We start from the raw sequence: 14296 nt of genomic DNA on the forward strand, positions 1-14296 counted from the left end.
GCAAAAGGCAATTTGTCGGCGTGGCGGCGGGGTGCGTGGAAAAGGAGTTTGTCAGGTGTTTCGATATAGGTTTTTACCGGGCGGCGCGTAGACTGCAGCGCAATGACCGAGATATTCCTGACCCCGACGCAACTCCGCGTGGCCGTGGTGATCGAGCGCCAGCATCAGCCCAGCCGCTGGGAGGACTGGCGGTTCACGCTCGCCGATGTGGCGCTGGACGATGGCCGCTTTGGGGACGCGCCGCGGGTGCTGCGTGATGACGGGCAGACGGCGCAGTTCCTGTTTCCGGGCCTGCCGGTCGAGCTGCGCCGGGACGAGGGCGAGGGCTACTACCTGAACCTGACCTCGGGTGCGCCGGTCTGGTTCGTGATGTGGCGCATCGGCGAGGACGATCCGTCGCGCGCCTGGCCCGAGCGCGTCACCTTGTCGTACAACGAGGCCGGCCGGCTGCTCGACGCGCAGGAGCGGGTGGACAACCGGCCGCTGCCCGCCGAGGTGTGTGCGTGGCTGCAGGGCTACACCGACGACCACTACCGGCCCGAGCCGAAGAAGCGCCGCCGGCCGGTGTCCTTCGTCGCGCCGGAGCAGCGGGACTGAGCATGGCGAGCGAACGTGAACCCGAAGGCGGTTTCCTGTCGCGCTGGTCGCGGCGCAAGGAGCAGGTGCGCCAGGGCGTTCCTGTGGCCGAGGCGCAGCCAGTCCCGGTGGTCCCGTCCGTTCCGCTGGTGCAGCCGGTGGTGTCCGCCGCGCCGCCGGAGCCTGTTCCACCTGCGCCCACACTCGCCGATGCCGCGCAGCTCACCCCTGCGTCCGATTTCACCCGCTTCGTCGCCCGTGGAGTGGATCCGTCGGTGAAGAACGCGGCGCTGAAGACACTGTTCACCGACCCGCATTTCAACGTGATGGACGGACTCGACACCTACATCGAGGACTACGGCCTACCCGACCCGCTGCCGCTGGCCATGCTGCGCCAGATGACCGGGGCGCGGATGCTGGGCCTGTTCACCGACGAACCCGAAGAACCCGAAGAGAAATCCGAAGAGAAACCTGTCGATGAAAACACTGCTGTGCGACTGCAACCGGACGATCCCGCTGGACACGAAGACCATCGCCCGGACCCTGGCGCAGACGCCGGGGGCGAGCGCGGACGGGCTGGAGACGACGCACACCCTGCTGTGCCGGCGTGAGGCCGGGGCGTTCCAGCGCGCCGCCAAGGCCACCGGGCCGGGCGAGGCGCTGCTGGTGGCGTGTACGCAGGAGAGCCGGCTCTTCCTCGACCTGAACGCCGAGACGGCGGGCGCGCCGAGCCTCGACGAGCGCCCGATCCACTTCGTCAACCTGCGCGAAACGGGTGGCTGGTCCCGCGACGCCAAGGCCGCCACCCCCAAGCTCGCCGCACTGATCGCCGCCGCGCAACTGCCCGACGTGCAGCCCGTGACGACGGTGCCGTACCGCTCGGCCGGGCGCTGCCTCGTGATCGGCGGCGCAGACGCGGTGCAGCAGGCGGCGGCGATGCTGCGCGACAAGCTGGCGGTGCATCTGCTGGTGGACGAGGCGGCTGGCCGAGACGGGGCCTTGGCGCAGCAGCGTGACTTGCCGGTGTTCGCCGGGCGGGTGACGCGGCTGCGCGGCTGGCTCGGGGCGTTCGAGGTGCAGTGGTTGTCGTCCAATCCGATCGACCTTGACCTTTGCACGCGCTGCAACGCCTGCCTCGACGCCTGCCCGGAAGGGGCGATCGACTTCCGCTACCAGATCGACCTGAGCCGCTGCAAGAGTCACCGCGACTGCGTGCAGGTCTGCGACGCGGCCGGCGCGATCGATTTCAACCGGGCGCCGCAGGTCACCGAGGAGCGTTTCGACCTGGTCCTCGACCTGCGCGAGACGCCCGCGTTCTCGCAGCACCAGCCGCCGCAGGGCTATTTCCACGTGCCTCATGTGCCGCAAGGTGTGCGCAACGCTGCCGAACCGAAGCGCCTGTTCGACGCCGTGCTGCAACTGCGCGAGCTGGTCGGCGAATTCGACAAGCCGAAGTTCTTCCAGTACCAGCACCGCCTGTGCGCCCACAGCCGCAACGAGCAGATCGGCTGCACGGCCTGCATCGACGTGTGCTCGACCAGCGCCATCTCCAGCGACGCCTCCCGCAAGGGCAAGGCCAAGACCGAGCAGGCGGGCGGCATCGTCGTCGAGCCGCACCTGTGCGTGGGCTGCGGCGCCTGCACGACGGTGTGCCCGAGCGGGGCGCTGAGCTTCGCGTACCCGGGGCCGGTCGATCAGGGGCGGCGGCTGCAGCGGCTGGTTTCGACCTACGCCCGCGCCGGTGGCCGGGATGCGGCACTGCTGCTGCACAGCGAGCAGGCGGGCGCCCGGCTGCTCGACGACCTTGGCCGTGCGGCGCGGGTGGATCGGGCGGTCCACGGGGTGCCAGCCCGCGTGCTGCCGGTGGCGGTGTGGCACACGGCGAGCGTCGGGCTGGACCTGTGGCTGTCGGCGATCGCGCAGGGGGCGAGCCAGGTCTGGGTGCTGCTGACCGCCGAGGAAGCACCCGAGTACCGCGCCGCGCTGGCCGGGCAGATGGCGGTGGCGCAGGCGCTGCTGACCGGGCTGGGCTACGCGGGCACGCATTTCAAGCTGATCGAGGCCCGTGATGTCCGTGACCTGACCGCGCTCGACGCCGCCCTGCGCAGCGCCCCGGCCCAGGTCATCGCCCAGCCCACGCCCATCGTCGCCCAGGCCGACAAGCGCGCCACGCTCGATCTGATGATCGACCACCTGAGCGCCCACGCCCCCGTGCCGGCCGACGTGGTGGCGCTGCCGAAGCCGGGGGCGCCGTTCGGGGCCGTGCTGGTGGACACCGCGAAATGCACGCTCTGCCTGAGTTGCGTCGGCGCCTGTCCCGAGAACGCGCTGTCCGACAACCCCGAGCGCCCGCAGTTGAAGCTCACCGAGAAGAACTGCGTGCAGTGCGGGCTGTGCGAGACGACGTGCCCGGAAGGCGCGATCACGCTGGTGCCGCGCCTGCTGCTGGCGGACGAGGGCCGGGCGCGTCGGCAGCCGCGGGTGCTGCACGAGGTCGAGCCGTTCCGCTGCATCCGCTGCAGCAAGCCGTTCGGCACGCTCAAGGTCATCGAGAACATGATGGCCAAGCTCTCCGCGCACCCGGCCTTCCAGGGCGCGGCGGCCGATCGGCTGAAGATGTGCGGCGACTGCCGGGTGATCGACCTGCACAGCAACCCGAACGAAGTCCGCATCACCGATGTGCCGCGTGGCACGCCCCGGTATTGAACCGCGCCTGAACCAAGCCCTGACCCCATGAACGACCACGATCCCCGTGCCCTGAGCTTCGCCAGCGCCGACCACAGCGAGGAACTCGCCCGCGCCGAGCTGTACGGCCTGCTCGCCCGGCTCTGGATGGCGCCGCCGGACGCCGCGCTGCTCGCGCAATTTCGCGTCGCCGTCACCGAGGCGCCGGAGGCGGGCAGTCTGCTGGAGGCGCCGTGGCAGGCGCTGGTGGCCGCGCTGCGCAGCACCACCCCGGACGCGGCGGCCGACGAGTACGACGCGCTGTTCGGCGGTGTCGGCAAGCCGGAGGTGTTCCTCTACGGTTCGTTCTACCTGGCCGGCTTCCTCAACGAGAAGCCGCTGGCCGCGCTGCGCACCGACCTGGCCGCCCTCGGCCTGACCCGCGATGCCACGCGGGGCGAGACCGAGGACCACATCGCCTACGGCTGCGAGGTGATGCGCTACCTGATCGCGGGCGACGACATCGCCGTGTGCAACCTGGAGCAGCAGCGGCGCTTCTTCCGTGGCCACCTGCAGACCTGGGTGATCCCCCTGTGTGACGCCGTCGAGGCCCATCCGCGGGCGCAGGTCTGGCGCCCCGTCGCGCAGCTCACGCGGGTGTTCATGGACATCGAGACGCAGGGTTTCGACCTGCTGGAGGTCTGAACATGGAGGCGAACACGGCAATCGACCCGCAGGAGATCACCGGGCTGGTCCTGGCTGGCGGACGCGGCAGCCGCATGGGCGGCGTGGACAAGGGCTTGCAGAATTTCCAGGGGATGCCGCTGGCGCTGCACGCCGTGCTGCGCCTCGGGCCGCAGGTCGGCACGCTGATGGTCAACGCGAACCGGAATCTGGCGGCCTACGAGTCGATGGGCGTGCCGGTGTGGCCGGACGCGACGACCGATTTCCCCGGCCCTCTCGCCGGATTCCTGGCGGGTCTGGAGCGGTGCGAGACCGCTTACCTTGTCACCGTGCCCTGTGACTCGCCGCAGTTTCCGGTCGATCTGGTGGTGCGGCTCGCCGCGGCGCTGGTGGCCGAGGACGCCGATCTGGCGCTGGCCGTCACCCGCGAGGCCGATGGAACGCTGCAGCCGCACCCCGTGTTCTGCCTGATGAAGGCCGGACTGATGGAGAGCCTTGTCGTGTTCATGGCCGGGGGTCAGCGCCGCATCGACCGCTGGACCGGCCAGCACCGCTGCGCGCAGGTCCTGTTCGACCGGGACGGTGACGCGGCCGCTTTTTTCAATGCGAACACCCTGGATGAGCTGCGCGGGTTGGCCGGCTGAACGGTCGAAGCCACTGCCACGGCACAATCCGCGCATCTGACAGGGGGTGAGCGATGACGGGTTGGATTCAACGAATCGCGCCAGCGGCGCGTCTCATGGGGGCCGCCGTGCTGCTGGCGGGCGCCGTGACGGCGGCGCAGGCGCAGTCCGTGCTGCGGGTGGCGATGGCACCGGACGCCTCGCCGGCCGACCAGGCCGCGCGTTTCGAGCCGCTGGGCCAGTTCCTGGAAAAGCGCTTCAAGATGCGCGTCAAGTGGGTGCCGGTGGCGAGCGAGGCGTTTGCCGTGCGCGCGCTGCTCAACCGCGAAGCCGATCTGGTCTGGCTGAACGGGCTGTCGTATGTGCAGGCCAATCTGCGTTCAGGCAACAAGGTGGCCTTGCTGGTGCAGCGCGAAGAAGACCAGAAGGCGCGTTCTGTCTTCATCACCACGGCCAGCACCGGCATCAAGAAGCTGCAGGATCTCAAGGGCCGCACCCTCAGCCTCGGCCCGCCCGCCAGTACCTCGGACAGCCTGATGCCGCGCAGCGCGCTGGTGGCCGCCAAGCTGCGCCCGGAGACCGATCTGAAGCCGCTCCCGCCGGCCGCCAACGCCCAGGCGATCGTGGCCGCCGTGGCGTCTGGCAAGGCGGACGCCGGGGCGCTGAGCCAGGCGGCGTGGGAGAAGCTGGTCGCCGACAAGCAGGTGGATTCGGCCGCCGTGAAGGTCTTCTTCACCACGCCGGTCTACACCGACCACACCTGGGCCGCGCTGGCCGACATGGACGAGAACACCCGCAAGACGATCGCGGGTGGTTTTCTGGTGCTGGAGGCCGTGGGTGGGGGGCGCGACATCCTGAAACAGCAGGGCGCGCACCGGTTCGTGGAAGCCAAACCGGCGGCGTACGACACCGTGCGCGCGGCGGCCGCCGAGGCTGGCCTCAACCAGTGAGGGAGATGGGGTCGTGCAGGGCCACCAGAGAACCCGATGGATCTCCGGCGACACCGGACAGCCCGTTGCCTTCGCAGACCACGGCCGGATTGATCTCGAAGAAGCGTGCGGTCCGGGCATCCGGTTCCGGCACGAAATACAGGACGGACTGGCGCGCTTCGTTGTCTGGCAGGGCGCGGGCGCCCCAGTCCGCCTTGTGGCAGAACACGCCGTCGTTGAGGAAGGGCGCGCTCTTCATGGTGTCGAGTGAGCGGTAGCCGCTGTGGATGGCGTGGCGGAGCTGGAAGTAGTAGAGCGCGGTCTGCGCGCCGCCCTTGATGTGGGTGTCGTCGCCGTCCAGCACGCCCGAGCGGCGGAACAGGATCGAGTCGCCCTGGACCAGCGACAGCGCCCCGGCGACAGGCACGCCCTCCCGGAGCACGAACAGCACGAACCCCTTGTGGAAGAACTCCCGCATCGAGGCGTGCGAGTCCATCTCGGACAAGTCGCCATAGCGCCTCCGGATGTGCGGTACGTGCATGCGGTGGTAGAAGAAATCGAAGTCTTCGTCCGCATGCGAGATGCGGTAGGTCAGCCCGTAACGCGCACCGAAATTGTTGGTCATCTGGCGCCGCTTCTTGGAAAACCGCGCCCGTACTTCCTCCCATGTCCCCGAGGTGTCGATGACCTGGCGCACTTCCTCGTGGCCTCGGTACGCGCACAGCGGACTGAACATCGCGTCGTACACCTTCGGCACCACCGCGATGCAGAGATCGAAATTGCCGTGGCGCGAACGGACCATCGACGTCAGCGAGGGGATGCCGATGCGTCGGCGCTGGAGGATCTTCGGCGGTTCCTCGTACATCCGAGCCATCAGGGCCGAGTTGAACAGGCAGTTGTGGACGAACAGGGTCCGGAACGGTTGGTCGGTGCCCTTCAGGTGGCCCTCGACCAGCACCGTGTTGGTGACGAGCTTGGAGGTCAGCGGATAGATCGCCTGCTTGACCGATCGAAGCACAGCGCGGGTTTCATTGACGAGCATGGCGGGTCTCCTCTCTCTTGTTGTGGGGTGGGTCAGGTGACGGCATGCAGCCAGCGTTTGGCGCCGTCCTTGACCTGGCGCGGGATCAGGCGGTAGATCGGTGTGCTGCCGAGTGCCCGCAAGACACGGCGCTTCAGGCTGGTGGTTTCCGGCGGATTGATGGGAACGGCCAGCACCTCCAGCCAGAGCTGTTCGATCAAGCCGCGGAAGAACGGGTATGCCGGCCCCTGCCGTTCCCCTTCGTCGACCGCCAGCATCGTCTGCAGCAGGGTGCGGCAGTTCAGCGGGGCGAAGGACTCCTGGGCGATGTCGTACTCGGCGCGGATCTGCGCTTGCCAGCGCCCGGCCATCTGCTCCCAGCAAAAGAGATCCAGCAGCGGGATGGCGCTGTTCGTCGGCACGCCGGCACGCCACTCGGCCAGCGCCTCCAGCACCAGCGGGTGCGGCTCCAGCTGGCAGACCTGGGCCAGTTGCTGCGGGGTGACGGCGTGGTCTGGCACACCCGGCAGGCGGTAGTGGCATTTCACGATCTCCGCCACGTCGCCGGTGAGGCAGAGGCGGTCCTGCGGGTACTGGGCATGCATCGCCTGTGCATCGGCGCAGTAGGCGGCGCTGCCCGAGGGCGTGCTCTGCCGGAACAGGGCCTTGAACTCGGGGTCGATCTTGTCCGGGTAGCGGATCAGGTGGTGCTGGAGGCCGAGCTGTTTCAACAGGCGGGCCGGCACGGCGACATCGCGCGAGGCTAGCGAGAGGTGTGGATAGGTCAGCGTGAAGCAGTAGAGCTGCTCGCGCACAGGTTGGCTGAGGGCCAGCATGAGCCGGCTGTCCCAGCCCGCCGTCATCGATACGGCCAGCGGTGCGCGGTGGCGTGCCGCATCGAAGAGTCCGCGCAAGGTGGCGAGGCTGCGTGCTGTCGCTTGCGCGACCGGCAGTGGCGACAGTGGTGGCAGCGGATCGGCATCCGGCCAGTGGCGCGTGGCGCGGCCGGTTTGCAGATCAAGCGTGTGGTTGGGCAGCAGGGCGCGCGCCTCACGGTAAAGCGTGCGGTCGCCGGGCAGCCAATAGACCTCGAAATCGCTCTCGCCGCGGGATCGGAGGTAGTCGAGCGCGGCTGGGTCAGGCTGCAGGGCCAGCACATGGGCGAGCAGGCCGGCGTGCGAGGCGCAGACGGTGCCGTGGTCGGCGGTCTGCGTGTAGGCGACTTGCCGCAGACCCGTGGCGTCGTGGCAGACCAGCGTGTGTACGCCGTCCTGCAGCACCATGGCCCAGCGGCCACCGAGCGGGCTGGTCGCTGCCACGAGGGCATCGAGCGTGTCATGCGCTGCCAGCAGGTCGCGCAGGATGTCCCTGTCACTGGCCTGCGGCCGGTCGGGATCGAGGAGAAACCCGATCACGGTGCAGGCGCGCTCCCCATCGCGTACCTGGGTCACCGGCAGATCCGGGTGGGCCACGATGCAGCGGTCGGCGCCCAGGCGCTGCTGCGACCAGCCCGGGGGACTGAACTGTCCGCGGCGCCCGAGGAAGAACTGCCGCCGAAAGCGCAGCAGGTCACGTCCTGCATCTCCCTGCGGCGAGTCACCTGCGTCGATCGTGTCGAGGAAGTTCACGTGGTGCTCCTTGGCGCACGTCGACCCAGGGTGACGGTCTTGTAGTCGATCCAGTGGTGGTCACAGCGCACGAGCAGCGCGACCTGTTGTCCGATGAACCGGTGTACGGCGTGTTCGCGGGCCAGTGCGTCGCGCTCGGCGCGGAAGGCTGCTGCGGGCAGGCCATGGGCGAGCGTGACGTGGAAGCGGAAGGCGTCGCCTTCGAGCGGGCGGGGTGTGACGCCGAAGCGGGCGGTCAAGTCAGCCACAAGTGCACGGCGCAACCGGTCCAGTGCCGCTTCAGGGACGATATCCCAGAAGGTGATGCCTTCGTCGAAGTGGCCGAAATCCTTCAGCGTGACGGGCAGGGGCTCGAAACGTGCGGCCAGTTCGTCCAGATAGTCCGCCACCGCCTGCGGGTCGCGGCACTTGAAGCCGAGCTTCAGCGTGATGTGCGGTGTCGCCGCCAGACCCGGATTGACACCATGGCGCCGCAGCACGGCGAGCTGGCGCTGTCGGGCCAGGTGGTGCGCGGTTTCATCCAGCAGCAGGACGACCGCGACCTCCAGCGTGCGGTAATTGTGCTGGCGGCCGATGCCCAGCAGCGTGCGCGTCGCGTGAACTCCTCTGTAGATCAGACGGCTGGCCAACATGGTGTCGCTGTGGTTGTCATTTTTATTATTTTTCTTGATTTAAGTGCATTTGACTGAAAAACATAGCTTTTGTGACACAAGTTTGACGGTCAAAGCCTTTGACTTATTTAGGGATTTCATCCGTATGAATTGAAGGTGAACGGACGTGTCCAGCACCCGCTGCGACACCACGGCAGGGTGGTGTAGTACTAGCACGGCACAATTCGCCCTTTCGTGATGCGTTGCAAAGGGTTGAAGATGACGATGAACTGCTCTCGGGCTGTGTGGTGGACGTGCCGTGCCGGTCTGGTGGCGGCCCTGGCGGGTGCTGCGCTGGCAGCCCAGGCCCAGGCCGTGCTCCGCGTGACCGCGATTCCCGACGAATCCCCGACCGAGCTGGCGCGCAAGTTCGAGCCGCTGGGCAAGTACCTCGAAGCGAAGCTCGGCATGAAGGTCGAGTGGACGCCGGTGACCGACTACGCCGCGGCGGTCGAGACGCTGGTGAACAAGAAGGTGGACCTGGCCTGGTTCGGCGGCTTCACCTTCGTGCAGGCGAACGTGCGCTCGGGTGGTCAGGTCATCCCGCTGGTGCAGCGCGCCGAGGACGAGAAGTTCCGCTCGGTCTTCATCACCGACGCAGCCTCGGGCATCACGAAGCTGGAAGACCTCAAGGGGAAGACGCTGAGCTTCGGTTCGGCCTCCAGCACCTCGGGTCACCTGATGCCGCGCAGTTACCTGCTGGCCGCGAAGATCAATCCCGACGTCGATCTCAAGCGCGTGAGCTTCTCCGGCGCGCACGACGCGACCATCGCCGCCGTCGCCAGCGGCAAGGTCGATGCCGGCGCGCTGAACATCTCCGTCTGGGAGAAGTTCGTCGCCGAGAAGAAGGTCGATCCGGCCGCGGTCAAGGTGTTCTACACGACCCCCGGCTACTACGATTACAACTGGAGCGTGCACGCCGACATGCCCGCCGCGCTGCGCGAGAAGATCGCCGCGGCCTTCCTGGCGCTGGAGTCGGCCCCGGGCGGCAAGGAGATCCTGGCGCTGCAGCGCGCCAGCCGCTTCATCCCGACCAAGGCCGAACACTACAACGGCATCAAGGGCGCTGCCGAGCAGGCCGGGCTGCTGAAGTGAGTCTGCTGGCGCCGGCGGTGGTCGAACTGGGCGGATTGCAGGTGGCACCGGCGCCGGGCGCTGCGCCGGTGCTGCGCGGCGTCCACCTGCGGTTGCAGGCGGGCGAGCAGGTCGCGGTGATCGGCGCGTCCGGTGCCGGCAAGACGACGTTGCTGCTGGCGCTGGCCGGGATGCTCCGTCCGCTGGCCGGGCGGCTTGCGCTGTTCGGCCAGGATCCGTGGACCCTGGGCACGGCGGCGCGGCAGGCGCTGCGGACGCGGGCGCTGCTCGCGCCGCAGGTGCCGCCACTGCCGCCCCGCCAGCGGGTGGTGACGGCGGTGCTGGCGGCGCGGTTGCCGCAGATGTCGCTGTGGACCAGCCTGCACACGCTCTGGAGCCCGCGCGCCGCCGATGCCGAGCGCGTGCAGCAGGCGCTGTTGGCGCTGGACCTGCCGGACAAGCTCTGGCTGCGCGTGGACCGCCTCTCGGGTGGCGAGCGGCAACGGGTCGGGCTGGCGCGGCTGCTGGTGGCGGACGCGGACCTGTGGCTGGTCGACGAGCCGCTGTCGGCGCTCGATCCGGCGCGGGCCGAGCTGGTGATGCGCAGGCTGACCGAAGCGGCCCGGGCCGAGGGCCGCACGCTGGTGTGTTCGCTGCACCAGGTCGAGGTGGCGCGGCGCTGCTTTGCGCGCACGGTGGCGCTGCGCGAGGGGCAGGTGGTCTACGACGGGCCGTCGTCGGGGCTGGACGATGCGCGGCTGCAGGCGCTGTATGGCGGCGCGGTGTTCGCGCCGGCTGCCGAGGTGCGCGCCGATTTGCCGTCGGTTGCCGCGGCGCTGCCGCAGGCGATGTGCCGATGAACATGACGGCCACGGTGACAGCGCGCGATCCGGCGCTGCAGCGGCGCTGGCTGGGGCTGCTGGTGGCGGCGGCGGTGCTGTGGCCGGTGCTGGTGCTGGCCGAGTTCCAGCCGTGGACGCTGTTCGACGCCCGAAGTCTGCGCGTGACCGGGCGCTTTCTCGCGCAGTTCGTGCCGCCGCGCCATGACGCGGAGTTCCTCGCGCTGCTGGCCCGCGAGACCTGGCGCACCGTGGCGATCGCGACGGCGGGCATGGCGCTGGCGGGTCTGATCGCGCTGCCGCTGGCGCTGGCGATGACGCAGCGGCTGTCGGTCAGCGCGGTCGGCGGGCGCATGGGCCGCGGGCAGGCGCTGGTGCGGCAAGGGTTGCGGGCGTTCACCGTGGTGCTGCGCTCGGTGCCGGAGCTGGTCTGGGCGCTGGTGTTCGTGCGGGTCGTGGGACTCGGGCCGACCGCAGGCGTGCTCGCCATCGCCATTGCCTATGGCGGCATGCTGGCCAAGGTCTGGGCCGAGATTCTGGAGAGCGCCGATGCCGCCCCTGCGCAGGCACTGCTGGGCCACGGCGCCGGGCGCTTGCAGACGCTGCTGTTCGCCGCCCTGCCGCAGTCGTCCCATGAACTGGCGAGCTACACCGTCTACCGCTGGGAATGTGCGATCCGCTCGTCGGTGGTCCTCGGTTTCGTGGGGGCCGGCGGCTTGGGGCAGCAACTCGACAACGCCGCCAAGATGTTCGCGGGTGGCGAGGTGAGCGCGATCCTGCTGGTCTTCATGGCGCTGGTCGCGCTGTCGGACCGGGTGAGTGCCTGGATCCGCAGGGGGCTGGCATGAACCGGGGGCTGTTCGTGCTCGCCCTGGCGCTGCTCGGGCTGGTTGTGGCGAGTTTCGCCAGTCTGGACCTGCACTGGTCGGAGTTTCTCGGACCGCAGGCACTCGGGCGCATGGGCACCTTCGCGGCGAGCTTCTTTCCCCCGGAGACCGCGACGCCGTTCCTGCTGAAGACGGCACGGGCCGCGCTGGAGACGCTCGCCATGTCGTTGCTCGGCACTGCGCTGGCGGCGCTGGCCGGGCTGGTGCTGGCGCTGCCGGCGAGCGTGCAGGGCGGCGCCGTGGCTTCGGTGGTGCATGGCGCGGCGCGGCTGGTGCTCAACGCGCTGCGCTCGGTGCCGGAGCTGGTGTGGGCGTCGCTGCTGCTGATCTCGGCCGGGCTGGGGCCGCTGCCGGGCACGCTGGCCCTGGCGCTGCACACGACCGGCGTGCTCGGGCGCTTGCTGGCCGAGACGCTGGAAAACGCGCCGCCAGCGCCAGCGCAGATGCTGCGCGCCCGCGGGGTTGGCACGGTGCAGGTGTTGCTCTATGCGACGCTGCCGCAGGTGGCGCCGCAGTGGGTGGCCTACAGCCTCTACCGCTGGGAAAACAACATCCGGGCGGCGGCCGTGCTCGGCGTGGTCGGGGCGGGCGGGCTGGGCCAGATGTTGAGCTACCACCTCAGCCTGTTCCAGATGCGCGAGGCCTGCACGGTGCTGCTGGCGATGATCGGGCTGGTGGCGCTGGTCGATGCGTTGTCGGCGTGGGTCAGACGGAACCACTTCGCGTGAATCTCCTCCGATACCCACAGGCACCGGCGAAAGATGCCCATAAAATCACGCCCCACCCCGCGTACCCCCGAGATTGACAACGACATGAGCATCAAGAGCGACAAGTGGATCCGCCGCATGGCCGAGCAGCACGGGATGATCGAGCCGTTCGAGCCCGCTCAGGTGCGTTATTCCCCTGAAGGCCAGAAGATCGTCAGCTACGGCACGTCGAGCTACGGCTACGACATCCGCTGTTCGAACGAATTCAAGATCTTCACCAACGTCCACTCCACGGTGGTCGATCCCAAGAATTTCGACGAACGCAGCTTCGTGGATTTCAAGGGTGATTTCTGCATCATCCCTCCCAACAGTTTTGCGCTGGCGCGCACGGTCGAGTATTTCCGCATCCCGCGCAGCGTGCTGACGGTGTGCCTGGGCAAGAGCACCTATGCGCGCTGCGGGATCATCGTCAACGTGACGCCGTTCGAGCCGGAATGGGAAGGCTACGTGACGCTGGAGTTCTCCAACACCACACCGCTGCCGGCCAAGATCTACGCGGGCGAGGGCTGCGCGCAGGTGGTGTTCTTCGAGAGCGACGAGGTCTGCGAGACCAGCTACCGCGACCGCGGCGGCAAGTACCAGGGCCAGACGGGGGTGACCCTGCCCAGGACCTGAGCGCGACGGGCCCTGTCCCAACATGCGACATCTCGTCCGACCGGCGGCCATGGTGGCCAATTTCTTCGATTCCCTTCCGCAGGGCCAGGTTGCCACGGTGATGGCGCTGCACCAGGCTGTGCTGGAGGGCGCGCCGGGCGTCGATCAGGCCGTGCGCTGGGGTAATCTGATGTTCCTGGTCCGTGGCAACCACATGACCACGCTGGTGCCGCACAAGGGCCAGGCGCACCTGCAATTCTTCCAGGGGTTCCTGCTGGCCGAGCGTTTTCCGCAACTGGAGGGCGTCGGCAAGGGCATGCGCATCCTCAAGTTCCGCTACAGCCAGCCGGTCGACACCGACCTCGTGATGCGGATCGCCGCGGCGGCGATGGAACTGCGGCTCAGTGTCTGAACAGCGCTGAGCTGCGCTTGTCGAGGCGGCCGTAGACGAGGGCGTCCTCGCGGGGCAGCAGCACGTCCATCGCGCCGTCCAGCGCGACAGTCGCCCGCAGGAGGGATTCGCGCTGCATGGCGACCTGTCCGCTGGCTTTCACGAGCCGCGCTCGCAGCGCTGCAGGCACCTGCCCGGCCCGGGAGGCGCGCGTGAAGCCGTCGATGGCGCGGGTGAGCGCTTCGCGCAGGTCACCGGCATGGCGCTCGATGCGGTCGCTGTCATGCAGGCGCAGCGAGTCGCCCAGGGCGTTCAGGTCCAGCTCGACGGCCGCGAGCAGATGCTCCAGATCGGTGGCGTCGGGGCAGTGCAGTGGGGCGGACTGCAGATTCAAGGCGATCATGGGCAGGCGTGTCATGGCGTTGGGTCAGGGAGGCACGCTGCCCGGTCAGACCGGACAGGTGCTTCAGGCGTTCTTGCCGAGGTGTCCCAGCAGATCCTGTGCGTTGGCAAGCAACTTGTCGGCGATCGCGTCGGCACTGACCTTGTAGGTCCCATCGGAGATGGCTTGCCGGATGCGATCGACCTTGTCGGCGTCGAAGTCATCTGGGGCCCGCTCCAGCAGGGCGGAGGCGGTTTCCGACACCTCCACCTTGGTGCTGGCGGTGTCTTCGACGACTGAAACCTCGGGGTTCTCAGGCGGCGTTTCGGCCGCACGGGTCGGGTGGTTGCCGGTGCTGACGGGGGCCGTCGCCGGGGTCGGGGCGGTAATGCCGATCTTCATCACGTACTCCTTCGGGCCGAATCAGGCTCGGTTGACGGGTGTCGTGGAGGAGACTCCTCCGCGCAACCTCTTCGTTGTGCCTGATATCGGTGGACGCGCCGGCCACTTTAGCGGGACCGTGGACACCTTCGGCAAATCCTCCCCTGTGCGGATGGTTTTCGAGCAGATTTGTGCAGATTGCCATC

Annotated in this window: 17 protein-coding genes; 12 read left to right on the plus strand and 5 right to left on the minus strand. The window is 68.6% G+C overall.

Annotation, left to right across the window (positions count from 1 at the left end):
* Window positions 1-102 precede the first annotated feature (102 nt).
* From RMP06_RS03345 to phnD, 6 genes are all read left to right on the plus strand, one after another.
* Complete coding sequence (locus RMP06_RS03345) at window positions 103-597, plus strand: DUF3305 domain-containing protein (protein ID WP_310460361.1); 495 nt, start codon at window positions 103-105, stop codon at window positions 595-597.
* Between the two features lie 2 nt (window positions 598-599).
* Window positions 600-1187 (plus strand): DUF3306 domain-containing protein, encoded by a 588-nt coding sequence (locus tag RMP06_RS03350; protein ID WP_310460362.1) that lies wholly within the window; start codon window positions 600-602, stop codon window positions 1185-1187.
* Complete coding sequence (locus tag RMP06_RS03355) at window positions 1087-3282, plus strand: 4Fe-4S binding protein (protein WP_310460430.1); 2196 nt, start codon at window positions 1087-1089, stop codon at window positions 3280-3282. Before RMP06_RS03350 ends, RMP06_RS03355 begins: the two co-directional genes overlap by 101 nt.
* Before the next feature lie 27 nt (window positions 3283-3309).
* Window positions 3310-3945, plus strand: a complete 636-nt coding sequence (locus RMP06_RS03360; RefSeq protein ID WP_310460363.1) for a TorD/DmsD family molecular chaperone — start codon at window positions 3310-3312, stop codon at window positions 3943-3945.
* 2 nt (window positions 3946-3947) lie between these two features.
* Complete coding sequence (mobA, locus tag RMP06_RS03365) at window positions 3948-4568, plus strand: molybdenum cofactor guanylyltransferase MobA (protein WP_310460364.1); 621 nt, start codon at window positions 3948-3950, stop codon at window positions 4566-4568.
* 95 nt (window positions 4569-4663) lie between these two features.
* A complete protein-coding gene (gene phnD, locus RMP06_RS03370) occupies window positions 4664-5497 on the plus strand; it encodes a phosphate/phosphite/phosphonate ABC transporter substrate-binding protein (protein ID WP_310460365.1) in 834 nt (277 codons plus the stop codon).
* Here the strand turns inward: phnD and RMP06_RS03375 are convergent.
* The 3 genes from RMP06_RS03375 to RMP06_RS03385 are packed head-to-tail and all read right to left on the minus strand — an operon-like array spanning window position 5487 to window position 8757.
* Entirely contained in the window at window positions 5487-6518 is a 1032-nt protein-coding gene (locus RMP06_RS03375) for a GNAT family N-acetyltransferase (RefSeq protein ID WP_310460366.1), read from the minus strand. The genes phnD and RMP06_RS03375 overlap by 11 nt on opposite strands.
* Before the next feature lie 32 nt (window positions 6519-6550).
* Window positions 6551-8125: an asparagine synthetase B family protein gene (locus tag RMP06_RS03380; RefSeq protein ID WP_310460367.1), complete on the minus strand. Its 1575-nt coding sequence runs from the start codon at window positions 8123-8125 to the stop codon at window positions 6551-6553.
* The gene (locus RMP06_RS03385) at window positions 8122-8757 is read right to left on the minus strand and encodes a 2'-5' RNA ligase family protein (RefSeq protein WP_310460368.1); all 636 of its coding nucleotides are present in this window, start codon (window positions 8755-8757) and stop codon (window positions 8122-8124) included. The genes RMP06_RS03380 and RMP06_RS03385 overlap by 4 nt, the downstream gene beginning before the upstream one ends.
* A 237-nt stretch (window positions 8758-8994) precedes the next feature.
* Between RMP06_RS03385 and RMP06_RS03390 the strand changes: the two genes are divergently transcribed.
* The 6 genes from RMP06_RS03390 to RMP06_RS03415 all read left to right on the plus strand — a co-directional run bounded on the left by RMP06_RS03390 (window position 8995) and on the right by RMP06_RS03415 (window position 13348).
* Window positions 8995-9870, plus strand: coding sequence for a putative selenate ABC transporter substrate-binding protein (locus tag RMP06_RS03390; RefSeq protein WP_310460369.1), 876 nt, complete (start codon window positions 8995-8997; stop codon window positions 9868-9870).
* Window positions 9871-9875: 5 nt separating this feature from the next.
* Window positions 9876-10709 carry a phosphonate ABC transporter ATP-binding protein gene (locus RMP06_RS03395; protein ID WP_409050094.1) on the plus strand — a complete coding sequence of 278 codons (834 nt, stop codon included), beginning with the start codon at window positions 9876-9878 and terminating at the stop codon, window positions 10707-10709.
* Window positions 10706-11536, plus strand: a complete 831-nt coding sequence (locus RMP06_RS03400; RefSeq protein ID WP_310460371.1) for a PhnE/PtxC family ABC transporter permease — start codon at window positions 10706-10708, stop codon at window positions 11534-11536. Before RMP06_RS03395 ends, RMP06_RS03400 begins: the two co-directional genes overlap by 4 nt.
* Window positions 11533-12303 carry a phosphonate ABC transporter, permease protein PhnE gene (gene phnE, locus RMP06_RS03405; RefSeq protein ID WP_310460372.1) on the plus strand — a complete coding sequence of 257 codons (771 nt, stop codon included), beginning with the start codon at window positions 11533-11535 and terminating at the stop codon, window positions 12301-12303. The genes RMP06_RS03400 and phnE overlap by 4 nt, the downstream gene beginning before the upstream one ends.
* Window positions 12304-12387: 84 nt before the next feature.
* Complete coding sequence (gene dcd, locus RMP06_RS03410; RefSeq protein WP_310460373.1) at window positions 12388-12957, plus strand: dCTP deaminase; 570 nt, start codon at window positions 12388-12390, stop codon at window positions 12955-12957.
* A 22-nt stretch (window positions 12958-12979) separates the two neighbouring features.
* Entirely contained in the window at window positions 12980-13348 is a 369-nt protein-coding gene (locus RMP06_RS03415) for a DUF1801 domain-containing protein (protein WP_310460374.1), read from the plus strand.
* Here RMP06_RS03415 and RMP06_RS03420 read toward each other — a convergent pair.
* Both RMP06_RS03420 and flgM read right to left on the minus strand, forming a co-directional pair.
* Window positions 13338-13745, minus strand: a complete 408-nt coding sequence (locus tag RMP06_RS03420; protein ID WP_310460375.1) for a hypothetical protein — start codon at window positions 13743-13745, stop codon at window positions 13338-13340. The two genes, RMP06_RS03415 and RMP06_RS03420, sit on opposite strands and share 11 nt — an antisense overlap.
* A gap of 48 nt (window positions 13746-13793) precedes the next feature.
* Window positions 13794-14111 carry a flagellar biosynthesis anti-sigma factor FlgM gene (flgM, locus tag RMP06_RS03425; RefSeq protein WP_310460376.1) on the minus strand — a complete coding sequence of 106 codons (318 nt, stop codon included), beginning with the start codon at window positions 14109-14111 and terminating at the stop codon, window positions 13794-13796.
* Window positions 14112-14296: the final 185 nt, after the last annotated feature.

It is taken from the genome of Sphaerotilus sp. (assembly GCF_031429695.1).
Taxonomy (GTDB): domain Bacteria; phylum Pseudomonadota; class Gammaproteobacteria; order Burkholderiales; family Burkholderiaceae_C; genus Sphaerotilus.

Bases quoted from the DNA above. Each gene is read 5' to 3' on its own strand.
- RMP06_RS03345 (WP_310460361.1), top strand. From the start codon at position 103: ATGACCGAGATATTCCTGACCCCGACGCAACTCCGCGTGGCCGTGGTG.
- RMP06_RS03350 (WP_310460362.1), top strand. From the start codon at position 600: ATGGCGAGCGAACGTGAACCCGAAGGCGGTTTCCTGTCGCGCTGGTCG.
- RMP06_RS03360 (WP_310460363.1), top strand. From the start codon at position 3,310: ATGAACGACCACGATCCCCGTGCCCTGAGCTTCGCCAGCGCCGACCAC.
- mobA (WP_310460364.1), top strand. From the start codon at position 3,948: ATGGAGGCGAACACGGCAATCGACCCGCAGGAGATCACCGGGCTGGTC.
- phnD (WP_310460365.1), top strand. From the start codon at position 4,664: ATGGGGGCCGCCGTGCTGCTGGCGGGCGCCGTGACGGCGGCGCAGGCG.
- RMP06_RS03375 (WP_310460366.1), bottom strand. From the start codon at position 6,518: ATGCTCGTCAATGAAACCCGCGCTGTGCTTCGATCGGTCAAGCAGGCG.
- RMP06_RS03385 (WP_310460368.1), bottom strand. From the start codon at position 8,757: ATGTTGGCCAGCCGTCTGATCTACAGAGGAGTTCACGCGACGCGCACG.
- RMP06_RS03390 (WP_310460369.1), top strand. From the start codon at position 8,995: ATGACGATGAACTGCTCTCGGGCTGTGTGGTGGACGTGCCGTGCCGGT.
- RMP06_RS03400 (WP_310460371.1), top strand. From the start codon at position 10,706: ATGAACATGACGGCCACGGTGACAGCGCGCGATCCGGCGCTGCAGCGG.
- phnE (WP_310460372.1), top strand. From the start codon at position 11,533: ATGAACCGGGGGCTGTTCGTGCTCGCCCTGGCGCTGCTCGGGCTGGTT.
- dcd (WP_310460373.1), top strand. From the start codon at position 12,388: ATGAGCATCAAGAGCGACAAGTGGATCCGCCGCATGGCCGAGCAGCAC.
- RMP06_RS03415 (WP_310460374.1), top strand. From the start codon at position 12,980: ATGCGACATCTCGTCCGACCGGCGGCCATGGTGGCCAATTTCTTCGAT.
- RMP06_RS03420 (WP_310460375.1), bottom strand. From the start codon at position 13,745: ATGACACGCCTGCCCATGATCGCCTTGAATCTGCAGTCCGCCCCACTG.
- flgM (WP_310460376.1), bottom strand. From the start codon at position 14,111: ATGAAGATCGGCATTACCGCCCCGACCCCGGCGACGGCCCCCGTCAGC.